The organism is Mesotoga sp. UBA5825 (assembly GCF_002432955.1).
Taxonomy (GTDB): Bacteria; Thermotogota; Thermotogae; order Petrotogales; family Kosmotogaceae; genus Mesotoga.
Window position 1 is genome coordinate 1 of the sequence record NZ_DJHG01000049.1, and the last position, 19,650, is coordinate 19,650.

21 protein-coding genes and 2 pseudogenes (1 of these 23 only partly in view) are annotated in these 19,650 nt (G+C 44.4%); 11 read left to right on the forward strand and 12 right to left on the reverse strand.

The features are described 5' to 3' along the window. Positions 1–166 precede the first annotated feature (166 nt). The 10 genes and pseudogenes from B3N33_RS04785 to B3N33_RS04830 form a co-directional block, all read right to left on the reverse strand. A complete protein-coding gene (locus tag B3N33_RS04785) occupies positions 167–625 on the reverse strand; it encodes a hypothetical protein (RefSeq protein ID WP_099830877.1) in 459 nt (152 codons plus the stop codon). A 102-nt stretch (positions 626–727) separates the two neighbouring features. Continuing rightward, a complete protein-coding gene (locus B3N33_RS04790) occupies positions 728–1,390 on the reverse strand; it encodes a C13 family peptidase (RefSeq protein WP_292589089.1) in 663 nt (220 codons plus the stop codon). A 505-nt stretch (positions 1,391–1,895) separates the two neighbouring features. After that, a pseudogene (locus tag B3N33_RS04795) lies at positions 1,896–2,150 on the reverse strand (transposase); the annotation flags it as partial. Then, positions 2,111–2,554 (reverse strand): hypothetical protein, encoded by a 444-nt coding sequence (locus B3N33_RS04800; RefSeq protein WP_214059716.1) that lies wholly within the window; start codon positions 2,552–2,554, stop codon positions 2,111–2,113. The gene B3N33_RS04800 and the pseudogene B3N33_RS04795, both read right to left, overlap by 40 nt. Before the next feature lie 396 nt (positions 2,555–2,950). Continuing rightward, complete coding sequence (rbsK, locus tag B3N33_RS04805) at positions 2,951–3,862, reverse strand: ribokinase (protein ID WP_292592338.1); 912 nt, start codon at positions 3,860–3,862, stop codon at positions 2,951–2,953. 57 nt (positions 3,863–3,919) lie between these two features. Next, on the reverse strand, positions 3,920–4,798 hold the full coding sequence (locus B3N33_RS04810; RefSeq protein ID WP_099830801.1) for a D-ribose ABC transporter substrate-binding protein: 879 nt from the start codon (positions 4,796–4,798) through the stop codon (positions 3,920–3,922). A gap of 51 nt (positions 4,799–4,849) precedes the next feature. Further along, positions 4,850–5,773, reverse strand: coding sequence for an ABC transporter permease (locus B3N33_RS04815; RefSeq protein WP_099830800.1), 924 nt, complete (start codon positions 5,771–5,773; stop codon positions 4,850–4,852). Next, complete coding sequence (locus B3N33_RS04820) at positions 5,770–7,263, reverse strand: sugar ABC transporter ATP-binding protein (protein WP_292592340.1); 1,494 nt, start codon at positions 7,261–7,263, stop codon at positions 5,770–5,772. The genes B3N33_RS04815 and B3N33_RS04820 overlap by 4 nt, the downstream gene beginning before the upstream one ends. Next, complete coding sequence (locus tag B3N33_RS04825; RefSeq protein WP_214059715.1) at positions 7,256–8,236, reverse strand: LacI family DNA-binding transcriptional regulator; 981 nt, start codon at positions 8,234–8,236, stop codon at positions 7,256–7,258. Before B3N33_RS04825 ends, B3N33_RS04820 begins: the two co-directional genes overlap by 8 nt. 291 nt (positions 8,237–8,527) lie before the next feature. Continuing rightward, positions 8,528–9,415 (reverse strand): membrane-binding protein, encoded by an 888-nt coding sequence (locus B3N33_RS04830; RefSeq protein ID WP_214059714.1) that lies wholly within the window; start codon positions 9,413–9,415, stop codon positions 8,528–8,530. Positions 9,416–9,502: 87 nt separating this feature from the next. On the opposite strand from B3N33_RS04830, the gene B3N33_RS04835 reads away from it, so the two are divergent. The 5 genes from B3N33_RS04835 (at position 9,503) to B3N33_RS04855 (ending at position 12,267) form a co-directional block, all read left to right on the forward strand. Then, positions 9,503–9,775, forward strand: a complete 273-nt coding sequence (locus B3N33_RS04835) for a hypothetical protein (protein ID WP_292589106.1) — start codon at positions 9,503–9,505, stop codon at positions 9,773–9,775. Beyond that, positions 9,772–9,951 (forward strand): hypothetical protein, encoded by a 180-nt coding sequence (locus B3N33_RS04840; RefSeq protein WP_292592342.1) that lies wholly within the window; start codon positions 9,772–9,774, stop codon positions 9,949–9,951. The genes B3N33_RS04835 and B3N33_RS04840 overlap by 4 nt, the downstream gene beginning before the upstream one ends. Beyond that, on the forward strand, positions 9,917–10,483 hold the full coding sequence (locus B3N33_RS04845; RefSeq protein WP_214060140.1) for a GNAT family N-acetyltransferase: 567 nt from the start codon (positions 9,917–9,919) through the stop codon (positions 10,481–10,483). Before B3N33_RS04840 ends, B3N33_RS04845 begins: the two co-directional genes overlap by 35 nt. A gap of 141 nt (positions 10,484–10,624) precedes the next feature. After that, entirely contained in the window at positions 10,625–11,803 is a 1,179-nt protein-coding gene (locus B3N33_RS04850; RefSeq protein ID WP_214060141.1) for an MFS transporter, read from the forward strand. Between the two features lie 113 nt (positions 11,804–11,916). Further along, the gene (locus B3N33_RS04855; protein WP_292592344.1) at positions 11,917–12,267 is read left to right on the forward strand and encodes a DUF3147 family protein; all 351 of its coding nucleotides are present in this window, start codon (positions 11,917–11,919) and stop codon (positions 12,265–12,267) included. A gap of 130 nt (positions 12,268–12,397) precedes the next feature. Here the strand turns inward: B3N33_RS04855 and B3N33_RS04860 are convergent, their stop codons facing one another. After that, positions 12,398–12,949: a sulfite exporter TauE/SafE family protein gene (locus B3N33_RS04860; RefSeq protein ID WP_349680362.1), complete on the reverse strand. Its 552-nt coding sequence runs from the start codon at positions 12,947–12,949 to the stop codon at positions 12,398–12,400. A 615-nt stretch (positions 12,950–13,564) separates the two neighbouring features. Between B3N33_RS04860 and B3N33_RS04865 the strand changes: the two genes are divergently transcribed. The 6 genes and pseudogenes from B3N33_RS04865 (at position 13,565) to B3N33_RS04895 (ending at position 16,906) form a co-directional block, all read left to right on the forward strand. Then, entirely contained in the window at positions 13,565–13,852 is a 288-nt protein-coding gene (locus tag B3N33_RS04865; RefSeq protein ID WP_099829740.1) for an ArsR/SmtB family transcription factor, read from the forward strand. Positions 13,853–13,858: 6 nt separating this feature from the next. After that, positions 13,859–14,338, forward strand: coding sequence for a permease (locus B3N33_RS04870; protein ID WP_214060145.1), 480 nt, complete (start codon positions 13,859–13,861; stop codon positions 14,336–14,338). Further along, positions 14,335–14,868: pseudogene (locus B3N33_RS12940) on the forward strand (permease). Before B3N33_RS04870 ends, B3N33_RS12940 begins: the two are co-directional and overlap by 4 nt. A gap of 14 nt (positions 14,869–14,882) precedes the next feature. Next, positions 14,883–15,998, forward strand: a complete 1,116-nt coding sequence (locus tag B3N33_RS04885; protein WP_099829743.1) for a permease — start codon at positions 14,883–14,885, stop codon at positions 15,996–15,998. Between the two features lie 18 nt (positions 15,999–16,016). Continuing rightward, positions 16,017–16,250 carry a thioredoxin family protein gene (locus B3N33_RS04890; RefSeq protein WP_099829744.1) on the forward strand — a complete coding sequence of 78 codons (234 nt, stop codon included), beginning with the start codon at positions 16,017–16,019 and terminating at the stop codon, positions 16,248–16,250. Positions 16,251–16,324: 74 nt separating this feature from the next. After that, the gene (locus tag B3N33_RS04895) at positions 16,325–16,906 is read left to right on the forward strand and encodes a flavodoxin family protein (RefSeq protein WP_292592345.1); all 582 of its coding nucleotides are present in this window, start codon (positions 16,325–16,327) and stop codon (positions 16,904–16,906) included. A gap of 16 nt (positions 16,907–16,922) precedes the next feature. On the opposite strand, the gene B3N33_RS04900 is transcribed toward B3N33_RS04895, so the two are convergent. Beyond that, a protein-coding gene (locus B3N33_RS04900) for an alpha-mannosidase (protein ID WP_292592347.1) crosses the window boundary here: on the reverse strand, positions 16,923–19,650 show its 3' portion. Its footprint extends 338 nt past the window's final position; the window shows 2,728 of its 3,066 coding nt (coding positions 339–3,066); its start codon lies off the right edge, out of view; its stop codon occupies positions 16,923–16,925.

Consider the following 19,650-nt stretch of genomic DNA (forward strand, 5'->3'; position numbering starts at 1 on the left):
CGATGAGGCAGAAGATCCGGAGCCATTTCTATTTTGCCAGAAACATATTGCGAAACCCATAACATCATGTAACCCGTTTTCATCGCAAAAAACGATCGAGCGAAGACGTATTTCTGAGTGTGGTTTACGAATCCTCATTCATATACAGGGAGCCTTCATTTTCCGTTTATCCGTCATCATTAAAGAGTTCTATCTGCCTCTCAAGATGAGAGCAGATTGCTTCTATGTCTTCTAGATCTACTCTGTTCTCATCTTCTCTTTCCGGGTGAAAGGCAAAACGAGGATCCATATGAACAATCACCCTGTCACGACGATTCTTCAGTCTCGCTATTCTGTTTGCCAGAAGAGCCTCTTCTCTTTCGAAGTCGTCCAGAACACGATAGAGCTCTCTTCTAAACTGCCTGGGGCAACCCTGTCGAATGTATTCGCGGAAACTCTTCATTGTGAATCCGCTGTTTCTGATAAGTTTCGATGCTCTAATAATTGCGCTGTCGAAGAGTGAGCTCCTTATTATGGAATCGGCAGCTGACCTGAAATACTCTATCTCGTTTCTGAGAAGGTCAGTTTCACGCCTGAGGACTCCAAGTCGTATGGTATAGCCTTCCCGCTTTTCGAGTTTTATCATATGAAAGATATCCATACTCAATTATAGCCTTTGAAAAGGGTGGCAGAAGTTTCATGAGAAGAGCGGGCAGAGCCCGCTCTCAAACGAGCATTCAAAAGAGTATCACGGAGCCCATTTAGTGAAGATCATTGGTTGTTGAATGGAGCCTGCGACTGAGCGCTCTGTCAAAGTCAAAGAGGTAGTAGAAGGAGATGCTCCCTTTATAGATTTATAGCATTTGTAGAATAGAGCCGGAAGTTGGTCAATCGATTTGGAAGTGGCATAAGTAGTTACTTCTGGCCAGTGAGCATCACTTGTGTAGTACGACAATTTCTGCAGGAAGTCTCCAGACCACTCAACATACATATCGTCAGGGTTGTGATCCGATGAGCCGCCTGCACTGTCCCAATCGGGATATGCACTCTTGGCAGCGGTAGTTGTAGTGATAATAATCTCGATGTTCGCTGGAATGACTCCGCCGGATTTCAGACCATCAAGCCAGCTTCCTGCATGGCATGATTCGATTATTATGCAGAACTTTACATTTGGATGTTCAAGGATGTAGCTTCTCAACTGACTCGCGTAGAAAGTTGTTCCTCCAAGATTCATCAAGTTAGTGTTTCCATGTGCAATGAAGTAGAGGGTAATGTAATCCACTTTTTCAGTAGTCAAGAGATCGTTCATTGCAGCTTGAACGGCAGTCCAGTTTGGAGCGGCCGCTCCCGCGACATATTTCACGTCACGTACTCTGTCAGAACCCATAATTGCCTTGAATACGTCAGACATAAGGTTTCGAACGTCACGAGCCTCTGCATAAAGATTCTATGATGGTGTAATCCCACTGGTAATTACAGTGCCTTTTACTCTGAGAACCCTCTCCAACAGAAGTTCCCCGACATGAAATGAATGAAACCCATTCCCAGAGAGGAAAAAGAGACAATAACGTAGTGAAAGTGTAGACAGCGAATAGTCAATTTCTAATTGATTTTGCTATCTTCTTTGTGCTTTCACTCTGTTCTGTTATGAAGAGTAAACCTAAATAGGGTGTCTCACTAATCAAATAGCTTGAATGATATCCATAATCTTTCTCAAATAACGATGGTGAAGATGATAGTAAATGACCACGAGATTGTAAGTGAGAATCTTAAGGCCGATAACTGTGTCAAAGTCTCTATTTCTTATGTACTATATGAATTCTGAATCAACGATACCTTAGAGTTGAATTGGTTCTCTCTATCTCTTCCCTTAGCTGCTACCTCATTGAGTGAAGCTTTTTCAGTCCAGTTGCCAGTCAACGGAGCTGTTTCTGCTTTTCTGTATCTAGACCTCTTCTTCTGTTTATGTCAATAACCGTTATCAAACCGGTCTTCTCGAATATATAGCCATAGAACTGATTGGAATCATATGCGCTATCAGAAAGAATGTACTTAGGTTTACATGTGTCTGCCATCTTCGGTGCCACCTTCGAATCGTGTGTCGATCCTCCAGATATGATCCAGTCGATTATTAACTTGTTGACCAGATTAAGAGATATATGCACCTTTCTTCCATAACGTAAGTCTTTGTTCGTCTTCGCCCAAGTGGCCCCCTGGTCTTTATACTTCTCTCTCTTCCTTCTTCTCTGTGCTGTAGAGCCTTTACATGACCGCTCACGAACGAATCTACCGCAACTTCTTTCCTTTCGAGCCCTTCCAGATCTGTGAAGAGTTTAGTTATCTTCTGGACTATTTCATGAAGAGGTATCCGTTTGGCTCTTCGACACAAGGTCTGGAATGATGGTATCGTCTTCAGCCCTAGGTACTCGATATACTCGCCATTCCCTTCAAGAAACCTCTTTGCTCTTCGATACGATTTCTTTGCAAGTGTCAGCAGTACCAGCAACTTCAATATCGTTGTTTTATCGTACTCTTTGTTTCTTCCCCTTACTTTCTTTACAGTTCCCTTAACCATGAACTTGTACAGGTTATCCAGTACCTTAAATGCTTCCCTTTTTCTCCATCCCTTGTGATAACATCCGTTTAGGCCTCTTTTCCGGTTCTTAGTCAGTTCAATGGTACCACTATTGAATCTTTTGGAGACCCTCTTTTCGAGACACACTAAGGGTATACAGAAATACCGTATCCATAAGCGCTATAAGAAGCGGGACGAATCAGGCTCTCAAAAGAACCCTTGGAGTAATAGCAATTCGATTTATATTTGATTCTAACACTTGAAGGTTATTTCGAGATCAAATCAGCATCAGTCAAAATGACGAACGGCCTGAAACTTAATCTCGAAGAGAGTTGAACAGAGAAGAAACTTCTAGGATTGTTCGAATTTCAGAAGCAATCAGGTCTTTCAAAGAGACTACCGATAACTCTCGAACCCTCGTTCAAAAAGGAGACTTTCAACATCCTCACTTCTTGGAATTGACCTCTGGGCTCCCCTTTTGGTAACAGATAAAGCCGCGGCTGCACAGGCGTACTTGAGAGAAAAGTGAAGATCCAGTCCTCTGTCAAGCGAGCAGGCGAAGGCGCCATTGAAGACATCGCCAGCTGCGGTTGAATCAACAGCTTTTACTCTGAAAGTCGGAACAACTAGACTTCTAGACCTTCCTGTGAAGAGAACTCCTTTTTCCCCTCTCTTTAGCAGAACATTCTCACATCCCATTTCAAGAAGCTTCACGGCGGCTTCTTCAATACAGAGCGACGGTCCCGTAAGCTCAGCCATCTCCGTTTCGTTCGGGGTAATAATATCTACGTATTGTAGAATCGATTTATCTATATTACTTGACGGCGCAGGATCGAAGATAACGGTCTTTCCGGCTTTGTAGAAGAGCTTTGCTGCGTATAGAGACGATTTGAAGGGGATTTCATTTTGTAGCAGAAGAATGTCAGCCTTTAGCAAACTCTCTCTTGAATCGTCGATAATCTCTGGAGACAGTCGAGAGTTTGCACCCGGGTATACTATTATCCTGTTTTCTCCTGATCTTGCAACCTCTATCAATGCAACTCCGTTTGGAGAATCTACAAGTCTTATTCCGTGTCCAAGATCAATAGCTTCAAGCTCTCTCTTCATCATCTGGGCATTTCCATCGTTTCCCAGGCAAGTCAGGAAGAATACGTCCCCACCAAGCGATTTGGCCGTTACTGCCTGATTTGCGCCCTTGCCTCCTGGATAGTAGGAAAGTTCCAAACCTTTCTGAGTCTGGCCGGGCATAGTGAATTTGTCTACGTTTATTACCATGTCGACGTTACTGCTTCCAATAACTGCTATCATAAAGGCCTCCATAAAAAAGCCGGAGGGAGATCACGCCCCCCGGCCTTTTAATCCAAATTACTTCAGCGTTACCAACTGGAGATCTACGGGGATATAAATCGTACCGATAGTCAGATACTCGAACGCTTTGACAACGGCAAGTTGGCCCATAACAAATGGTTGCTGAGCAACAGTAGCAGCCATTTCGCCTGCATTTACGGCCGCAACGGCATCATCAATGGCATCGAAACCTACGACTTTGATCTTGTCTAGAAGACCGGCGGCTTTTATGGCTTCGATTGCTCCAAGAGCCATCTCGTCATTGTGAGCAAACACAGCGTCTATATTTGGATTCGCCTGAAGGATGTTCTCTATTACTACAAGTCCTTCGGCTCTGTTGAAGTTTGCAACCTGTTTTGCAACTATCTTGATGCCCGGGTATTTTGAAATAGCTGCACCAAAGCCCTGACCACGGTCTCGCGCAGCCGATGTTCCAACGATTCCTTCAAGTTCAACTACGTTCCCCTTTCCATTGAGTAGCATTGCAACGTACTCACCGGCCATCATGCCGCCCGCAACATTATCCGAAGCAATATGCGCAACTACTTTTCCGCCATTAGCTCCTCTGTCAACCGTTATTACAGGAATCCCAGCCTTGTTAGCTTCCTCTACTGCAGTGACGATAGCATCGCTGTCAGTAGGGTTAATGATTATTAGATTCAGTTTCTGTTGCACAAAGTCTTCGATATCGCTTAGCTGCTTTGCAGGGTTATCGCGACCATCGGCTACGATAACTTCTATTCCTAGACCGGCCGCTGCTTCAAGAGCTCCGTCTCTAAGTGTTACAAAGAACGGATTGTTGAGAGTGGATAGAGAGAGTCCAATTCTGTACGTTGCTCCAAAGAGAAATGCTGACGCTACTACCAGAACAAAGGTAATTACAAGTAGTTTCTTCATTTCAGTACCTCCTTATCAAAAATAGGCCTTGAAGGCCTTTAGTAAGATCGCTCAATCGTTGTTACTTTCGGCCATAACTGCCAGGAGTATTACGGCTCCCTTTACTGCCTGCTGGTAGAATGGTGAGATATTTACTAGATTCATACCGTTGTTTATTATTCCAAGAACCATGATGCCAAAAACCGTTCCGACTATCGACCCCTTTCCACCGGAGAGACTCGTTCCTCCCAGAACGACTGCGGCAATGGCGTCCAACTCATAACCCTCTCCAAATATGGGCTGGGCGCTATTCAGTCTTGCTGTCAAAATAAGCGCACTCAGTGCAGAAAGAAGCCCACTTATAATGTAAATAACAATCTTATATCTATCCACTTTCACACCACTTAACTTTGTCGCCTGCTCATTTCCACCTATTGAGTAAGTGTATAGACCCAGCTTCGTATTGAAGAGAAGGTACCAGGCAAGAGCAAATACTCCAAGCATTATTAACACAGGCACAGGAATTCCGAAGATCTCTCCGCGCCCGATTTCCCTGAAACCTGCCGGAAAACCTGTTACAGGCCTTCCCTGAGTGAAAGCCTGAGTGAGACTTCTGGCAATTGCCATAGTGGCAAGAGTTACTATGAAGGGCTGAAGTTTCATTTTGGCAATGATTACACCATTGAATGCACCCATAAGAGCACCTATTCCGAGCGCAGCCAGAATTCCAAGCAGAGGAGAAGTGTTCTTAATAACACTTGCCCCGACTACTGCTGAGAAAGCGAATATCGAACCTACTGAAAGGTCTATCCCTCCAGAGATTATTACAAAGGTCATCCCAAATGCAATTATTCCGTTTATAGAGACCTGTCTGAGAACGTTCATGAAATTCGAAACGGTAAAGAATCTATCGCTTAGAAAGCTGAACACAAGAACAATTCCAACAAAACCGACAACGATCGGAAACCTTCTCAAAAGGCTGAGGGTTTTCTTCATCTTTGCCCTCCCATTGCCGCAGAAATGATGTTCTGCTGATTAATATCCTTCCTTTCGAATATGGCTGCCTGTCGACCCCGGTGCATTACGAGCACTCTGTCGCTCATACTGGTTACTTCTGGCAGCTCAGAAGATATCATGATGATTCCCTTACCCTGATTCGCCAGTTCATTCATCAAGCGGTAAACCTCAACCTTTGCTCCAACGTCGATTCCCCTGGTTGGTTCAACGAAGATTACGAGTTCAGGAGATTTAATGAGTCCCTTTGCCAGAACTACCTTCTGTTGATTCCCTCCAGAAAGGTTATTAATCCTCTGATCTGGAGAAGGTGTCTTTATAGTCAGTCTCTTTATCATCGCTTCAGCAAGTCTCTTACTCGCTCTCCAGCTAATGCTACCTAGCTTACTTACAAGTTCCGTATTTGGCAGCACAACGTTTTTTGTTATACTCAAAGGCATTACTAATCCCTGTGTCTTGCGATCTTCGGGTATGAGAATAACTCCTCTTGCCAGTGCTCTGTCCGGCCTTATGGGAATAGGATATGGTCTTTTGGATAACTCGGCCCTGTTTGCACTAGCCTTTATGCCACCGTATATGGCAAGGGCAACTGCTCCCTTACCTGAACCCACAAGCCCCGCTATTCCGAAGATTTCGCCTCTTTTCACTTCGAAAGAGACATTTTCGAAATGTCCAGATACCGAAAGCCCATCAACCATGAAAACGGGTTCTTCGGTCACAAGATTCTCTTTTGGGAACATATCGTCGATTCTTCTTCCTACCATATCCTTTATCAAACGATCGCCAGTATAGCTTTCCGTAGGACCGGAAGATATGAACGATCCATCTCTCAATATCGTAACCCTGTCGGCTATTTCGAAAACCTCTTCAAGTCTGTGAGAAATAAAGACTATCGAAACGCCCTTCTCTCTGAGCTCTCTCATAAGTCTGAAAAGTATCGCCGTTTCATGCTCTGTTATTGTTGCAGTAGGTTCATCCATAACGATTATCTTTGCATCGGAAGCCAAGGCTCTGGCGATCTCGACAAGCTGTTTTTCGGAAACATTGAGTTTCTTAACTGTCGTGCCCGCAGGCACTGGAAAGTTGAGTGATCTCAGAAGATCCTCCGCCCTTCTTCTGAGTTTCCTGCGATTAAGATTCCACCAGGAGCTACTCTCTCTTCCCAGATATATGTTCTCTGCAACAGTTAGATCCTCGCTGAGATTCAACTCCTGATAGATTACTGCTATTCCATGCGCTATGGCATCTGAAGGACTCTCAAAGCGAACTTCATTGCCCTCGAGAATTATCTTCCCTTCATTCTGTCTGTAAACACCACTCAGAATCTTCATGAGAGTTGATTTGCCGGCACCGTTTTCGCCTATCAGAGCAAGAATCTCGCCTCTCTTCAGATCGAAACTGACGCTATCCAGCGCCTTTACACCGGGAAAGCTCTTGGAGATACCCTCCATCTTGAGAATGAACTCATCCATTGCTACTCTCCCTGATTTGAAGCGAGGTCTTCAGAAGGACCTTGCTGCTAGTCTTTTGACCACTGATCTTTCTCAGAAGCATCTCACCGGCCGCCTTACCCATAGCGTATCCATCCTGCCGAACGGTTGTCAACCTTGGGTTGGTCATCCTTGAGAAGAGTATGTCATCAAATCCAGTAACCGAAACGGTTTTAGGCACATCATATTTCATTTCAGCCAACTCCATCATCGCTCCGAATGCTATCATATCGTTGCCGCATACTATGGCATTGGGTATTCTCTTGAGTCTTCTCAACATCTCTCTACCACTCTCAAAGGTATAGTCTCCAAAATGTATCTCGCAATCACTATTTTCTTCTGAGATAGCATCTTCAAATGCCCTCAACCTCTCTCTGGAGGAGAAGGTATTTACGGGACCACTTAAAAAAGCGAAGCTTTTGTTACCAGCTCTGATAAGATAATCCATCATCTTTCTCATTCCGTCGTAATTGTCTGAAAAGACATAAGAGACCCCTTCCCAATCTTGATAGTTATCGATAATCACGATCGGTAGGTGAGATGAAATGGTCTTAATAGACTCGGGAAGCTCTCCGAGGAGTATTGCGCCAATTCCCTCGATATTCCTTGAATACAGTGCCTTTAGAAGTTCTTCCTCCTTTAGAGGATCACCTGATGAACTGACAAGAAAAATGAAATACCCCTTCACGCGCAGATAATCTTCGGCTCCCTTTACTATTTGGGAGAAGAAGGGATTCACAATATCGGGGATAAGGAAGCCTATCATGCCGCTACTACCGATCCTGAGACTTCTGGCAAGTCTGTTGGGGACATAACCAAGCTCCTGAGAGGCCCTATTGACTTTCTCTTCAAGCTCAGGGCTTACATAAAGACTTTTGTTGAGAACTCTGGAGACTGTGGCCGTCGAAACTCCCGCCTTCTCCGCTACTTCACGTATGCTTATCTTACTCTTCATTTATACCTTAAATCCTCCTGTAAACGTTTGCGTAAACGATTACACAGTAATATAAACATACTCGTATTGTAATAGCCAAGTCTATTCACACATTATCATGAACGTTCAGCTGAGACATGAGGTGATTATTGATTAGTTACTCTTCTATGCTTCTTCATTCTAGTTCATGTATCGTCGTGAGATAAAAACAAAAGTCGTTATAATAAGTCGCAGCAAACACGAGGAAAATGAAATTGGTTGCTTCGAAATAAAAAGAGGGTGTTTCCACCCTCTTGCGATTTGTCATTTTAATCAGTAATACTCAATCTCTCTTGTCTCTTCCTGCTCTATCATCGCCATCTCTTTCCAACCATCTGTCTCAAGGTCGGCAATGTTCATGACATAGTAGGCTACCATAGAGATGTAGTTGCCCATTGAGTCATATTCATACTCGTACACGACCGCTTCCTTCTCATCTCCCCAGTAGCTATCGGAGATCTTAATCGATACGTCGCCCATTTCGTTGTATTCAAGAGTAGACACGATTGGTTCTACGTCTTCTCCGGGCATCGCAAACATGTACATGAACTCCGATTCTCTTATCCTCTGATTCTTCTCATTGTATTCGTAGAAGGTTCTGCTTAGATCCATTCCCATCATGCCAAATCCCTCTTCGACAAGATTGCCTCTCTCATCGTAAGCCATCGATATCGTCATTTCGATTTCCTCGCCCTCGCTGATTCCAGATATCTTCTGAGCGATTAACCTGCCAAACTCGTCGTATTCCATTATGAGGGTGGATTCTCCCTCTCCATCTTCTACAATGATTGACACTATTCTTCCATTCTCGATGGTTATTTGCTCAACTGATTCTTCAACTCCATTTTCTCTTCCGGTAATAGAAGCTAGCATTCCGCTTGCGTCATAGTTGAACAGAATCGCACTGATTTCGTTCCCTTCTTTGTCAGAAGAAATCTGTGATAGAAGTCTGCCCGATCTATCGAAAGTGAGTATCTCGTAAGACGGAAACGCAAAATCCTCTTCCATGTAGAACTCGTCTTCTGGATAAACTATCTTAACTGTCTTGACCGGTCCTCGCAGATTGAAGTCGCTCGCACTCATTGGGATCATGAATTCCGATTGTGCAAAGGCAACTAGAGCGAACGCGACGAGCAAAGAAACCAATAACACTTTCTTCATTACTACACCTCCATTTGCTAAGTTACTATAATCATACAGGAGAGAGTAAGAAAAAGGAGCATCTATCTTATCTATAGGCGGGCGAAAATGCAGAATCTACTAATCGATAGACCATCTGAAGAAGAGAAATTCGAGATCATGAAGAAAATGCATTACTCATTTCCCGAGCCTAGTAGCGGGAGGTATTCACTTCCGGATCTAAGACCGATGGATGAAGTATACTCCGACTTTCTCAAGAGAGGAGACTCTTTGATAGTTCTCAGGAGCGGCGAAGAAATCGTAGGACATGTACATTTTGGTCCCCAGATCGATGAAAGACTCCGTTCGGAAGATCCTATCACATCTATGACCTGTTTGTGAGCGACAGATATAGGAGAAGTGGAGCAGGGAAGCTTCTGCTTAGTGCTTCTTTAGAAGAACTCAAGAGATCCTCTTACTTGACAGTCACAGCAAATACATACAGGCTTGGAGCAGGATGGCGCCTTCTCAAGAGCGACGGGTTTGAAGAGAAGAAGATTTGCTTTAGTGTGGGATGATTTTCTTGTCGGTGGAATAGTATTTGCCTCGTTTAAAGAGAAGAAGATTTGCTTTAGTGTCGGCAGAACACACCATGTTGCCGATAGAAGGCTAGAGGTAATGCGCGGTATACGCGAAGATTTGAGAAGTGTTTTTTTCGAGATTTCTTCTTCTCCTGAAGTGTTGAGAAGCCAGTTGTCCATGACTCCAAGCGAGCTGTTCTTCACGTTGAATGAGACTCTGGATTCAGGGGGCAGAATTCTCATCTGCAGGCGAGATGAGAAAGCTGTCGGGATACTTATCTACTCTGTCTTCGAGGATTTGATGACATATAATCTACTTGGATATATAGAACTCGTATTTGTCATGCCACATTTTCGAGGAAAGGGTGTTGCGAAGAAACTGCTTTCATTTGCCACGAATGATCTGTCGGGAGAAGGTGTTGATGAAACGTTTTTTGAATGTGTCTTTGACAGCGATTATCACAATTGGTCTAAGGCTGTCGGGATGAGTGAATTCTCAATTCTTCTGGAGAAGAGCCTACAGCAATGAGAAGAGATCCCGAACTTTGATCGTTTCGAGAGAAGATTTCCAAGATCAACCGTAATAAGCTCTCTGAACCATAAGACTGGATTTGAGTAGTCATTGAAGTGCTATAATTGGTAAGCAAATCAAACTAAAGGAGAGTTTCCGTTGTTCAACAAACGTCTTCCACTTTTGCTAACATCCCTCATTGTGTTCTTCGTGATGTTCGGCTTCGGCTTACTACTTCAGTTGAAGTTGAGGGAGCTGGGAGCGTCTCTTCTTATGGTCGGACTTCTAACAACAGTTAGGGGAGCGGTTGAGACTCTTGGTTCGCCAGCGTGGGGAGCGATATCGGACAGCCTGAAGAGGCGAAAACCGTTAATGATAGTGCTTGTTCTGACTTCTGCTCTTCTCTACTTTGCCTATTCCGTTATCGAGATACCGTTAGTTTTCATATTGTTCTCTGCTTTGATAGCATTCTTCACAGCTGGATTTGAGCCCATAGCAATGGCGCTCAGCACTGAGCATTCCAGAGACTCTGTCAGAAATACTTCAAGGGAGCTATCGATACTGAACACCGCCAATTCAATGGGGATGTTATCAGGCAGGCTACTGCTTTCTATGCTTCTAGTATTTTTTACTGTAACCCAGACGATCAACTGGTACGCGACAATAGCTTTTTTAGCAGTGATTCCGGCTCTTTTCTTGAGGGATCAAGAACACACCGTGGCCCGCAGAAAGGGTTTTCTGAACAGACTGTTCCCTCTTAAGCAGGATTCTTCGCCGCTCTGGGAGAATGGATTGTGGGCGGTCTATGTCGGAACATTCTTAAGGCAGTTAGGTACTGCAGGAGCGACTTCTATCATTGCGATATTCATGACGGAAAGGATAGGTCTGTCGGCTTCGGCAACGGCGATAATCACATCGATAAATCCTTTCATGCAAATATTCTCCCATATCTTCTTCGGTAGAGTAATGTACAGAATAGGACCCAGGAAAAGCACATTGATCGGTATCGGCCTTACAATATTCACGATGCTTTTCTTTGCGATGGCGCAGAGCTGGGTCTTGATAGCACTCGGTTACTTTTCGCTTGGAATTGCCTTTGGTGCTTTCATTAACGGTGCTGGTACTATGATATCTTTGAGCTCACCACCCGAGCGAAGGGCCGAGTTTCTTGGACTGCTTAGGTCAGCGAGAGCGATTGGTTTCATGGTGGGGCCTTTACTGGCCGGAACGGTTGCAGAATACTCTTATTTCGTCATGTTCATCATGATGGCTTCACTCATTGCAGCTGGAGGACTAATCGTGATTGTTTTTACGAAGGATCGATTGATAACGAGCTGAGTCAAACCGGCGTATGATAATGCAGTAGAATCTCAGGAGCAAAGTAATAGGAGATTATTCAAAGCAATTGGCAACGTGGGCAAGAAGAATGATCGAAGCGGAGGTGAACAAGTTTGTTGACATACATCGTCAAAATCCTTGTGTCATCGATAATAATCGCTCTTGTTTCTGAAGTTAGCAAGAAGTCCGGATACATTGGAGGACTTATAGCTTCTTTACCCCTTACTTCAATGCTGGCGCTATTCTGGCTCTACAACGATACAAAAAATCCAAGTAAAGTTGCAGAACTTTCCATCGGTATTCTCTTATTTGTTCTTCCTTCTCTGATTTTCTTTGTTGCTATGCCGTTGTTTCTTAGAAGAGGCATCAATTTCTACGTAGCGCTTGCTTTATCCAGTGGAATCATGATGGCGGGCTATGCCTTCTTTTTGCTTATCCTTTCAAGGTTTGGAGTGAGATTATAGCAGTTTTGACTTGAACGAATTTTTCGACCACTGTTTGTGAAGCGTTTCACAAGAAAATCCTTGTATTGCTCAGGTAGATTCCCAGGACTGTGAAAACTTCTCCTGTAACTGCTCGCGCCCAGTACTCGAATCAGGTGATTCGGCTGAACATCTTCGCAACCATTTTGGTGCTTATGGCAATTCCAACTGAGACTACCACAACAGGTAAGCCTGTGCCGATACCATAGATTGCAGGGATTAGTAGTCTGGACTGTTCATTGGCGGCCAGTGGAATTACACTTCCAAAGAACAATGCAGCCGATACAGGGCAGAAGGTAAGGGCGAACAGAGAGCCGAGGATCAGGGCACCGAGCAGGCCTTTGCTCTTGATCTTTTCTTGTGATTTTGTATCCAGATTTCTTCCCCTGTTTCTGAAACTCAGCAGTTCAAGTAGAAACATACCAAGGATGATCATTATCGGACCGACTAACTTTCCCATGTATTTCTGGAGGAATCTAGACAGACCGGGAGCCGCCGTCAAGCTTGAAACAAGCACAGCACCTATAACAACCTGACATCCCGCTTGTTTTGTAACTAGGTTTCTTCGAAGGCAACAGAGCATCTTCGTTACAGTATCTTGTGGGCTTGCATTTCGTGCATTTATTAGGGATAAGTGTATACCTATTGAGAGGAGAGAATGCATGGCTCATCGTATTCATGTAAGAAATAAGGATACAGGGGTTACCTACGTTTATGAGGGAATATCTTACTGGGATAAAGAGAAGAAGCAGCCACGGAATAAGAGAGTGTGTATAGGCAGTACACGGAGCCAGTCAAGCAATACCATCCCTGCAACATACTCATTGGCAAGTCTTTCAGGAATAAAGGGAGAGAAGAGAATCTTTATCGCCTAGTTGACTATCAATGTAACCAGAAGAGGCTTAGAGTTCTTCTGCACATAGACTATTTCTTTGAACTCGATTTTTAGCATTATTGGGTAATCATGAAGAGCAGGACTACTGCCACAGGAATTGACACATTTGCGGTTTGCCAGTTCCCAAGGGAATTTGATAGACCGGGAAGAATGTTACCCAGTATGGCCCCTAGAAACATAGCTACCCCACCCACACTGTAAGGTACTTGCTGAAAAGGTCAAGTTTCTGTTCCAATATACTGCCTCCAATATTCTCACATTCGAATATATGAATATGATACTCGCCGATTGTTTTCCGAGCTTTTTCGGAACGTTAAGTTTCATTGTTGCACAACAATGCAATATCGGTTATTCTATGAGTGTATCTTGACAGGAGGTGTCTCGATGAACAAGAAGACAGTAATGCTTTTCAAGGCACTAGGTTGCAGGTGGCGTTTGAAAATACTGGAGCGTCTTTCAGAAGGTACTCTGTGCGTCTGCGAGTTCGACGACTTGTTCCCCATAGACAAAACAACTCTCTCGAGACATGTCAAGGCCTTAGTCGATGCGAAGCTTATTGTTGAGAAAAGGAATGGTACGAGAAAGGAGCTCAGCATAGCAGACAGTAGGGTCCTGGAGATTATTAAGCTTGCTCACTCTATTACTGATGAGTCTTCGGAAGAAACGGAGTAGCGACCCATGTACAGCGTTATCATATATGCAGTTACTGGATTGCTTCTTTTGGTTTCTCTCATTAAGAGCCGCAAGAAGACATTGTTGGCTCTCAAGAAGGCTTGGACATCATTTGAGCGAATCCTTCCTGAACTTATAGCAATTATGCTTTTTGTTGGGCTACTCATTGCGCTTTTGAATCCCGAGACAATCTCGCAGCTGCTGGGAGAAAGTTCGGGAGTTTGGGGGTTGATGATAGCTTCAATAGTGGGGTCTATCACGCTGATTCCCGGTTTTGTCGCTTTTCCTACGGCGGCCATCTTGGTAGATAACGGTGCCGGGATAACTCAGATAGCTCTTTTCATCTCCACTCTCATGATGGTTGGAGTTGCAACTTTTCCAGTGGAGAAGAAGTATTTCGGGAGCAGACTGACGATTATTAGAAATGTGATGGCATTTGGATTCTCGTTTATAGTGGCAGGTCTTATGGGAATGATTTTGGGATGAAGGCGAAAAGGTATGTCTTTCCACTAGTAATGGCAGCTGTCGTTTCTGTTGTATTTGCCGCCGACAATCAGCTCGGGCGAAGCGCTTTGAGCATTACTGGATCGAGTTTTCTGGAGATGCTGTCTGTTATTCCTCCGATATTTATCCTATTGGGCCTTCTCGATGTATGGATTCCGAGAGAAAGGATTATCTGACATCTGGGAGAAGAATCAGGTATTAAGGGAATAGTACTTTCCTTTCTTCTTGGAGCGGCTGCGGCGGGGCCTTTATATGGAGCCTTTCCAATAGCAGCGGTCTTCATGAAGAAAGGAGTGAAGTTTTCGAATGTGCTGATCTTCATCGGAGCATGGTCAACAACTAAGATTCCGATGTTTATGTTCGAGATGGGATCAATGGGAGCAGGGTTCGCTCTGCTCAGACTGGTGATAAACATTCCGGGAATACTTCTTATGGCGGTAATACTCGAAATAATAACCGGAAAGGAAAGTATTGAAGCGATATATGCACAGTGTACCGGCCTTAGTGAATAGGAGGCATTTTTGAGATGGAGAAAGATTTGAAGAAAGAGGTTACGAAGTTCGGATTGCTGGCAACTGGTTTTCTGGTTTTCTATTTTCTGCCTTTTGGAAGCCAATATGTGCAGGATGCGATAATCAGCGGATTTACAATGCTTGGTTCATATGCAAGAGAACACGTACTTCTCTGTCTTGTACCTGCCTTTTTCATAGCGGGAACTATCACTGTATTTATACGGAAAGACGCAATATTAAAACTACTGGGTCCCGACGCCCGAAAGATCATTTCATACCCAATCGCCGCCGTTTCTGGTGGAATTCTGGCAGTTTGCTCGTGTACGATTCTTCCTCTTTTCGGTGGTATCTACAAACGGGGCGCTGGTCTAGGACCGGCAGTTGCCTTTCTCTTCAGCGGTCCGGCGATAAACGTTGCTGCGATCTTTCTTACTGGAAGCGCGATCGGCTGGGAGATAGCACTTGTGAGAATCGTTGGGGCCTCGACTTCAGCGATTGTCATTGGATTAACTATGCAGAGCATCTTCAGAGAGAAGGGATCGGGAGGTTTTGCGACTCAGGAATCGGATGATCAGATTTCCTGGCCCGAAGCGATTGCTTTTCTGGGTCTGCAAATGACTTTCCTAATTGTTGGCGGGCTGGCTATCAATCCGATTGTTAAGGCATCAATACTGATTATCTCCGCTATTGCAGTTTTTGTGATGGCTATACGTTTCAAGGGAGAACTGAGAAATCAGTGGATAGGTGAAACATGGGACTTTGCAAAGAAGATTCTTCCTTACCTCTTCTTTGGGGTTTTTGCGGCAGGAATCATTTCCAGTGCGCTTCCGCAAAGCTTCGTAGAATCGCTTCTCGGAGGTAACAGACTCGGCTCAACTCTCTTCGCATCTGTCTTTGGAGCATTCATGTATTTTGCGACTCTGACTGAAGTGCCTATCGTCCAGTCGCTCATGTCTCTAGGAATGGGTAAGGGTCCTGCACTGGCGCTTTTCATGGCTGGCAACTCACTTAGTTTGCCCAGCATGATTGTTATCACCCGCCTTCTTGGAAAGAAGAGAGCTTTCACTTACTTTGGATTAGTAGTTGTCTTCTCTACGTTTTGGGGATTCATATATGGAAATCTATTTTAGGATTAAGGAGGTCGTATAGTGAAGATCGAAATCTTTGGTTCAGGCTGTCCGAGATGCAAGCAAACTGAGAAGATCATGAAAAAGGCTGTCGAAGAGCTAGGTTCAGATGCAGAAGTTGATAAGGTAACGGACATGATGGCAATAATGGAGAAGGGAATTGTTTCGACACCGGCCGTAGCAATTGACGGAAAAATCGTTTTGTCAGGCAAGATCCCCTCTATTGATGAAGCCAAGAGACTAATTAAGGGTTGAATAAGAGGGCTCTCAGATGTTAGATTTGTGGAGGGTTGAATCCCTCCATTTTTCATGGGTTTGGGAGGTTTGATATGAAGGTTGTGGCTTTCAACGGAAGTCCTCGCCGGGACGGGAATACGTCAAAGATGATTGAAGAAGTCCTAGGTGTACTGCGCGAAGAAGGAATCGATACCGAAGCGGTTCAGATAGGTGGAAATTCCGTAAGAGGTTGCACTGCCTGCAATGTCTGCTTCAAGACGAAGGATAGGAGATGCATAATAGACGGCGATTACGTCAATGGTTGCATCGAGAAGATGCTTGAAGCCGACGGTATCATCATTGGTTCTCCGACTTACTTTGCCGATGTGTCTCCTGAAGTGAAGGCTCTAATCGACAGAGTGGGAATGGTTGCTCTTGCTAATGATGCAATGCTTAAGCGGAAAGTGGGAGCCGCTGTCATAGCCGTTCGAAGAGGAGGCTCGGTACATGCTTTCGATTCAATTAATCACCTCTTCCTTATCTCTCAGATGATAGTACCTGGATCTTCATATTGGAATCTCTCAATTGCCTGGAAGAAGGGCGATTTTCAAGGCGACAGAGAGGGTATAAGAACTATGAAAACTCTTGGTCAGAATATGGCCTGGCTTCTGAAAAGAACTGCGGGGAACTCTTAGTATTTACGGAAAACCACTATTCCAGCAGGATCGTATAGATCCCGAAAGGTTCGTAGTTCAGAGAGAAGGTGCTATGAGAAACATCCAGCTCTTCTATCCTTTCCTCGAGAAGATTTGTGAGATAGGCCCTTTCAAAATCCAGAGTGCTCCTTATCACAGCTGTGCCTCTTGATCCTAACAGCTCACATACCCTGAGTATTCTACCCTTCCCATTCTCGGCGATCTTGAAGGCCATAATCCTTAAAGTCGACGCCTTCACTTCGAAGATCGGTGAATTCGCCCTGAAAGACCCCTTACTCGTAAGTAGTCTTGTATTAAGTAATTCTGCCTCTTGAACTGTCTTGAGCAGATCGCAACTTTCATGAGGAAAAACAGCGTATGTGAATTCGTGACGCCCTTCGTCTGCTGTGAAGTCGGGAAATACTGGAGATCTAAGCAAGTTAAGGGACACATTGCATCCTCTTACTCCGTAACCATACTTCCCGTCGTTCAATATCGATATACCGTAATCGTATTCTGATAGATCTACCCATCTATGACCGGGGACCTCAAAAGCCGCCTGTTCTATTACATCGTTTTCTGTTGTGGGTCGTGTAATGAACCCGCATGAAAGGTCATATCTTGCCTGTCTTGTGAGGACTTTCAAGGGGAACAAGGCTCTGAGCATTGTTCTTCTCATATGCCAGTCAACTGTGTTCTTTACCTCGACACGTCTTGAGTTTCTGTAAAGAGAAATGTCTTGGATTATCCTTGTCTTCCCCGCCTGAAAGACGCATCTGATTGTCTCTCTTATTGGGCCGAATTCAGTTTTCTTAATCACCGAAGGCTTCAGGCTCTCTGCGGTGTTACGATAATCTCTTTCGATGTCCCATGCGTCCCAGTAAGAGGGAATGTCTTTGAAAATCGCTATTGAGGCTTTTCCATCGAATACGTCTCTTAAGTGTTCTTTGTCATAAACACTTATTCCTTCTGCATCTACTTCAACAGTGAGATATTCGTTTTCCATCAACTTTGAGTCGTGATATTCTGTGTGCGGGTTCACGATCTCTTTATTAGAGAACTCTATTGTTACGAAGCCGGTGGGAGGAATTTCCAGCTCTGATAAGAACAAAGTATCACCGTTATCCAACAACTGGCAAGAGAATTCACCCGTAGGGCAAAACGGTTCTTTCGAACCCTGTGCAGTGAATTCAAGTTTCCTGCAGAAAGAACTCGGATTGAAGACTGTCAGTTTCATATTGTCTTCGTCCGTCAATCGATCAAAAGAGGCCTGAACCATTGACGATGTGGCTGAATGGACTTCATCCAGTTCGTTCAATGCGTCCTCATAAACCTCCTTTATTGATGAACCAGGCAGAATATCATGGAACTCATTCTGAAGGAGGATCCTCCATAGTAATTCGATCTCCCCGGGCTTATAGCCTGAGATTGCGCCAAGCATCTCCGCAAGTCTTAGCAAATCTTCACACTCTTTGTGAGCCATTTTGATTCTTCCCTGAGAGGTGTAAGTGCCACGGTGAAGCTCAAGATACAATTCGCCGTCATGTACGTGAAACGAGCGAGAGACCTCTTCTGCCCGCTTAAAGTAACTCTCAAAGCTTCTCATCACCAGTTCGGGCATTCCAGGCAGATCCTTGAGAAACCTGTAGTTTTCGATCATCTCATCTGTAGGTCCCCCGCCTCCATCACCATAGCCAAATGAAAAGACGGTTTCTGGGAACAAATCTTGGTCTTTGAAGTTCTTTGCAGTTGTCAGGATGTCTTTTGGTTCCAGAAGACCGTTGTATCCATTGGATGGATTCTTGAAGCTGTGGTAGATTACCTCAGAACCGTCTATTCCTCTCCACACAAATAGATCGTGGGGGAGGCTATTCTTCTCGTTCCAGGTCATTTTCGTTGTGAAAAAAGAGTCCATACCTGCCTTCCGGATAATCTGAGGAAGAATCCAGGAGAATCCGAAGACATCTGGAAGCCATACAGTGCTGCACTTTCTTCCAAAATGCTCCATGAAGAATCTTTGACCGTAGAGAAACTGCCTTACCAAAGATTCGCCGTTCAGCAGGTTGGTGTCACTCTCTACCCACATTCCACCCAGCAACTCCCAGCGACCTTCTTTCACAAGGAGCTGTATTTCCTTGAATAGACCGGGGTCTCTTTCCATTACATCTCTGTACATAGCAGCGGAAGACTGTGAGAAAATGTACTCGGGATACTTTTTTGCAAGCCTCACAGAATTGGAAAAAGTCCTGAGTATCTTTCTTCTAGTCTCCTCTAGCGGCCATAACCACGCGTAGTCAATGTGTGCATGACCAGAAAGCGTCATTGTAAGCCGACTAGGGAAGCGTCTCTTGAGATTTGCAAGTTCTTCTTCAACATTTCTCTCTGCTTCAGTGAATGTGTTGTGATCTTCTTCACTAAGTCGTTGACCTTCAGATCTAGTGAATTCCTCAGGCAGCCATACCGCCGATACCTCGCCAGAGATCTCCGGATCATCTAGAACTGCCTTCCAGTAGCTGGATGAATCTCTCGGGATTCTTATTCCGGCTAAGTTATCCGACAGAATTCTGTAGAGACTACTAGCGAGAACTTCATCATCAGTATAGGTGAAAAGCTCTATCAGATTTCTAAGCTTCCCTATAATTCGCTTGATATCTGAATCAACAATAAGTAGATCGGACTCTGAGAACACAGGTTCTTTGATACTGCTTCCAAAGAGCCCCTTGGGAACAACATCCGCTTCATAA

Coding starts and splice junctions, on each gene's coding strand:
- B3N33_RS04785 (WP_099830877.1), bottom strand. CDS start 625: ATGATAAAACTCGAAAAGCGGGAAGGCTATACCATACGACTTGGAGTC.
- B3N33_RS04790 (WP_292589089.1), bottom strand. CDS start 1,390: ATGTCTGACGTATTCAAGGCAATTATGGGTTCTGACAGAGTACGTGAC.
- B3N33_RS04800 (WP_214059716.1), bottom strand. CDS start 2,554: ATGGTTAAGGGAACTGTAAAGAAAGTAAGGGGAAGAAACAAAGAGTAC.
- rbsK (WP_292592338.1), bottom strand. CDS start 3,862: ATGATAGCAGTTATTGGAAGCAGTAACGTCGACATGGTAATAAACGTA.
- B3N33_RS04810 (WP_099830801.1), bottom strand. CDS start 4,798: ATGAAGAAACTACTTGTAATTACCTTTGTTCTGGTAGTAGCGTCAGCA.
- B3N33_RS04815 (WP_099830800.1), bottom strand. CDS start 5,773: ATGAAGAAAACCCTCAGCCTTTTGAGAAGGTTTCCGATCGTTGTCGGT.
- B3N33_RS04820 (WP_292592340.1), bottom strand. CDS start 7,263: ATGGATGAGTTCATTCTCAAGATGGAGGGTATCTCCAAGAGCTTTCCC.
- B3N33_RS04825 (WP_214059715.1), bottom strand. CDS start 8,236: ATGAAGAGTAAGATAAGCATACGTGAAGTAGCGGAGAAGGCGGGAGTT.
- B3N33_RS04830 (WP_214059714.1), bottom strand. CDS start 9,415: ATGAAGAAAGTGTTATTGGTTTCTTTGCTCGTCGCGTTCGCTCTAGTT.
- B3N33_RS04835 (WP_292589106.1), top strand. CDS start 9,503: ATGCAGAATCTACTAATCGATAGACCATCTGAAGAAGAGAAATTCGAG.
- B3N33_RS04860 (WP_349680362.1), bottom strand. CDS start 12,949: ATGCATTCTCTCCTCTCAATAGGTATACACTTATCCCTAATAAATGCA.
- B3N33_RS04865 (WP_099829740.1), top strand. CDS start 13,565: ATGAACAAGAAGACAGTAATGCTTTTCAAGGCACTAGGTTGCAGGTGG.
- B3N33_RS04870 (WP_214060145.1), top strand. CDS start 13,859: ATGTACAGCGTTATCATATATGCAGTTACTGGATTGCTTCTTTTGGTT.
- B3N33_RS04885 (WP_099829743.1), top strand. CDS start 14,883: ATGGAGAAAGATTTGAAGAAAGAGGTTACGAAGTTCGGATTGCTGGCA.
- B3N33_RS04895 (WP_292592345.1), top strand. CDS start 16,325: ATGAAGGTTGTGGCTTTCAACGGAAGTCCTCGCCGGGACGGGAATACG.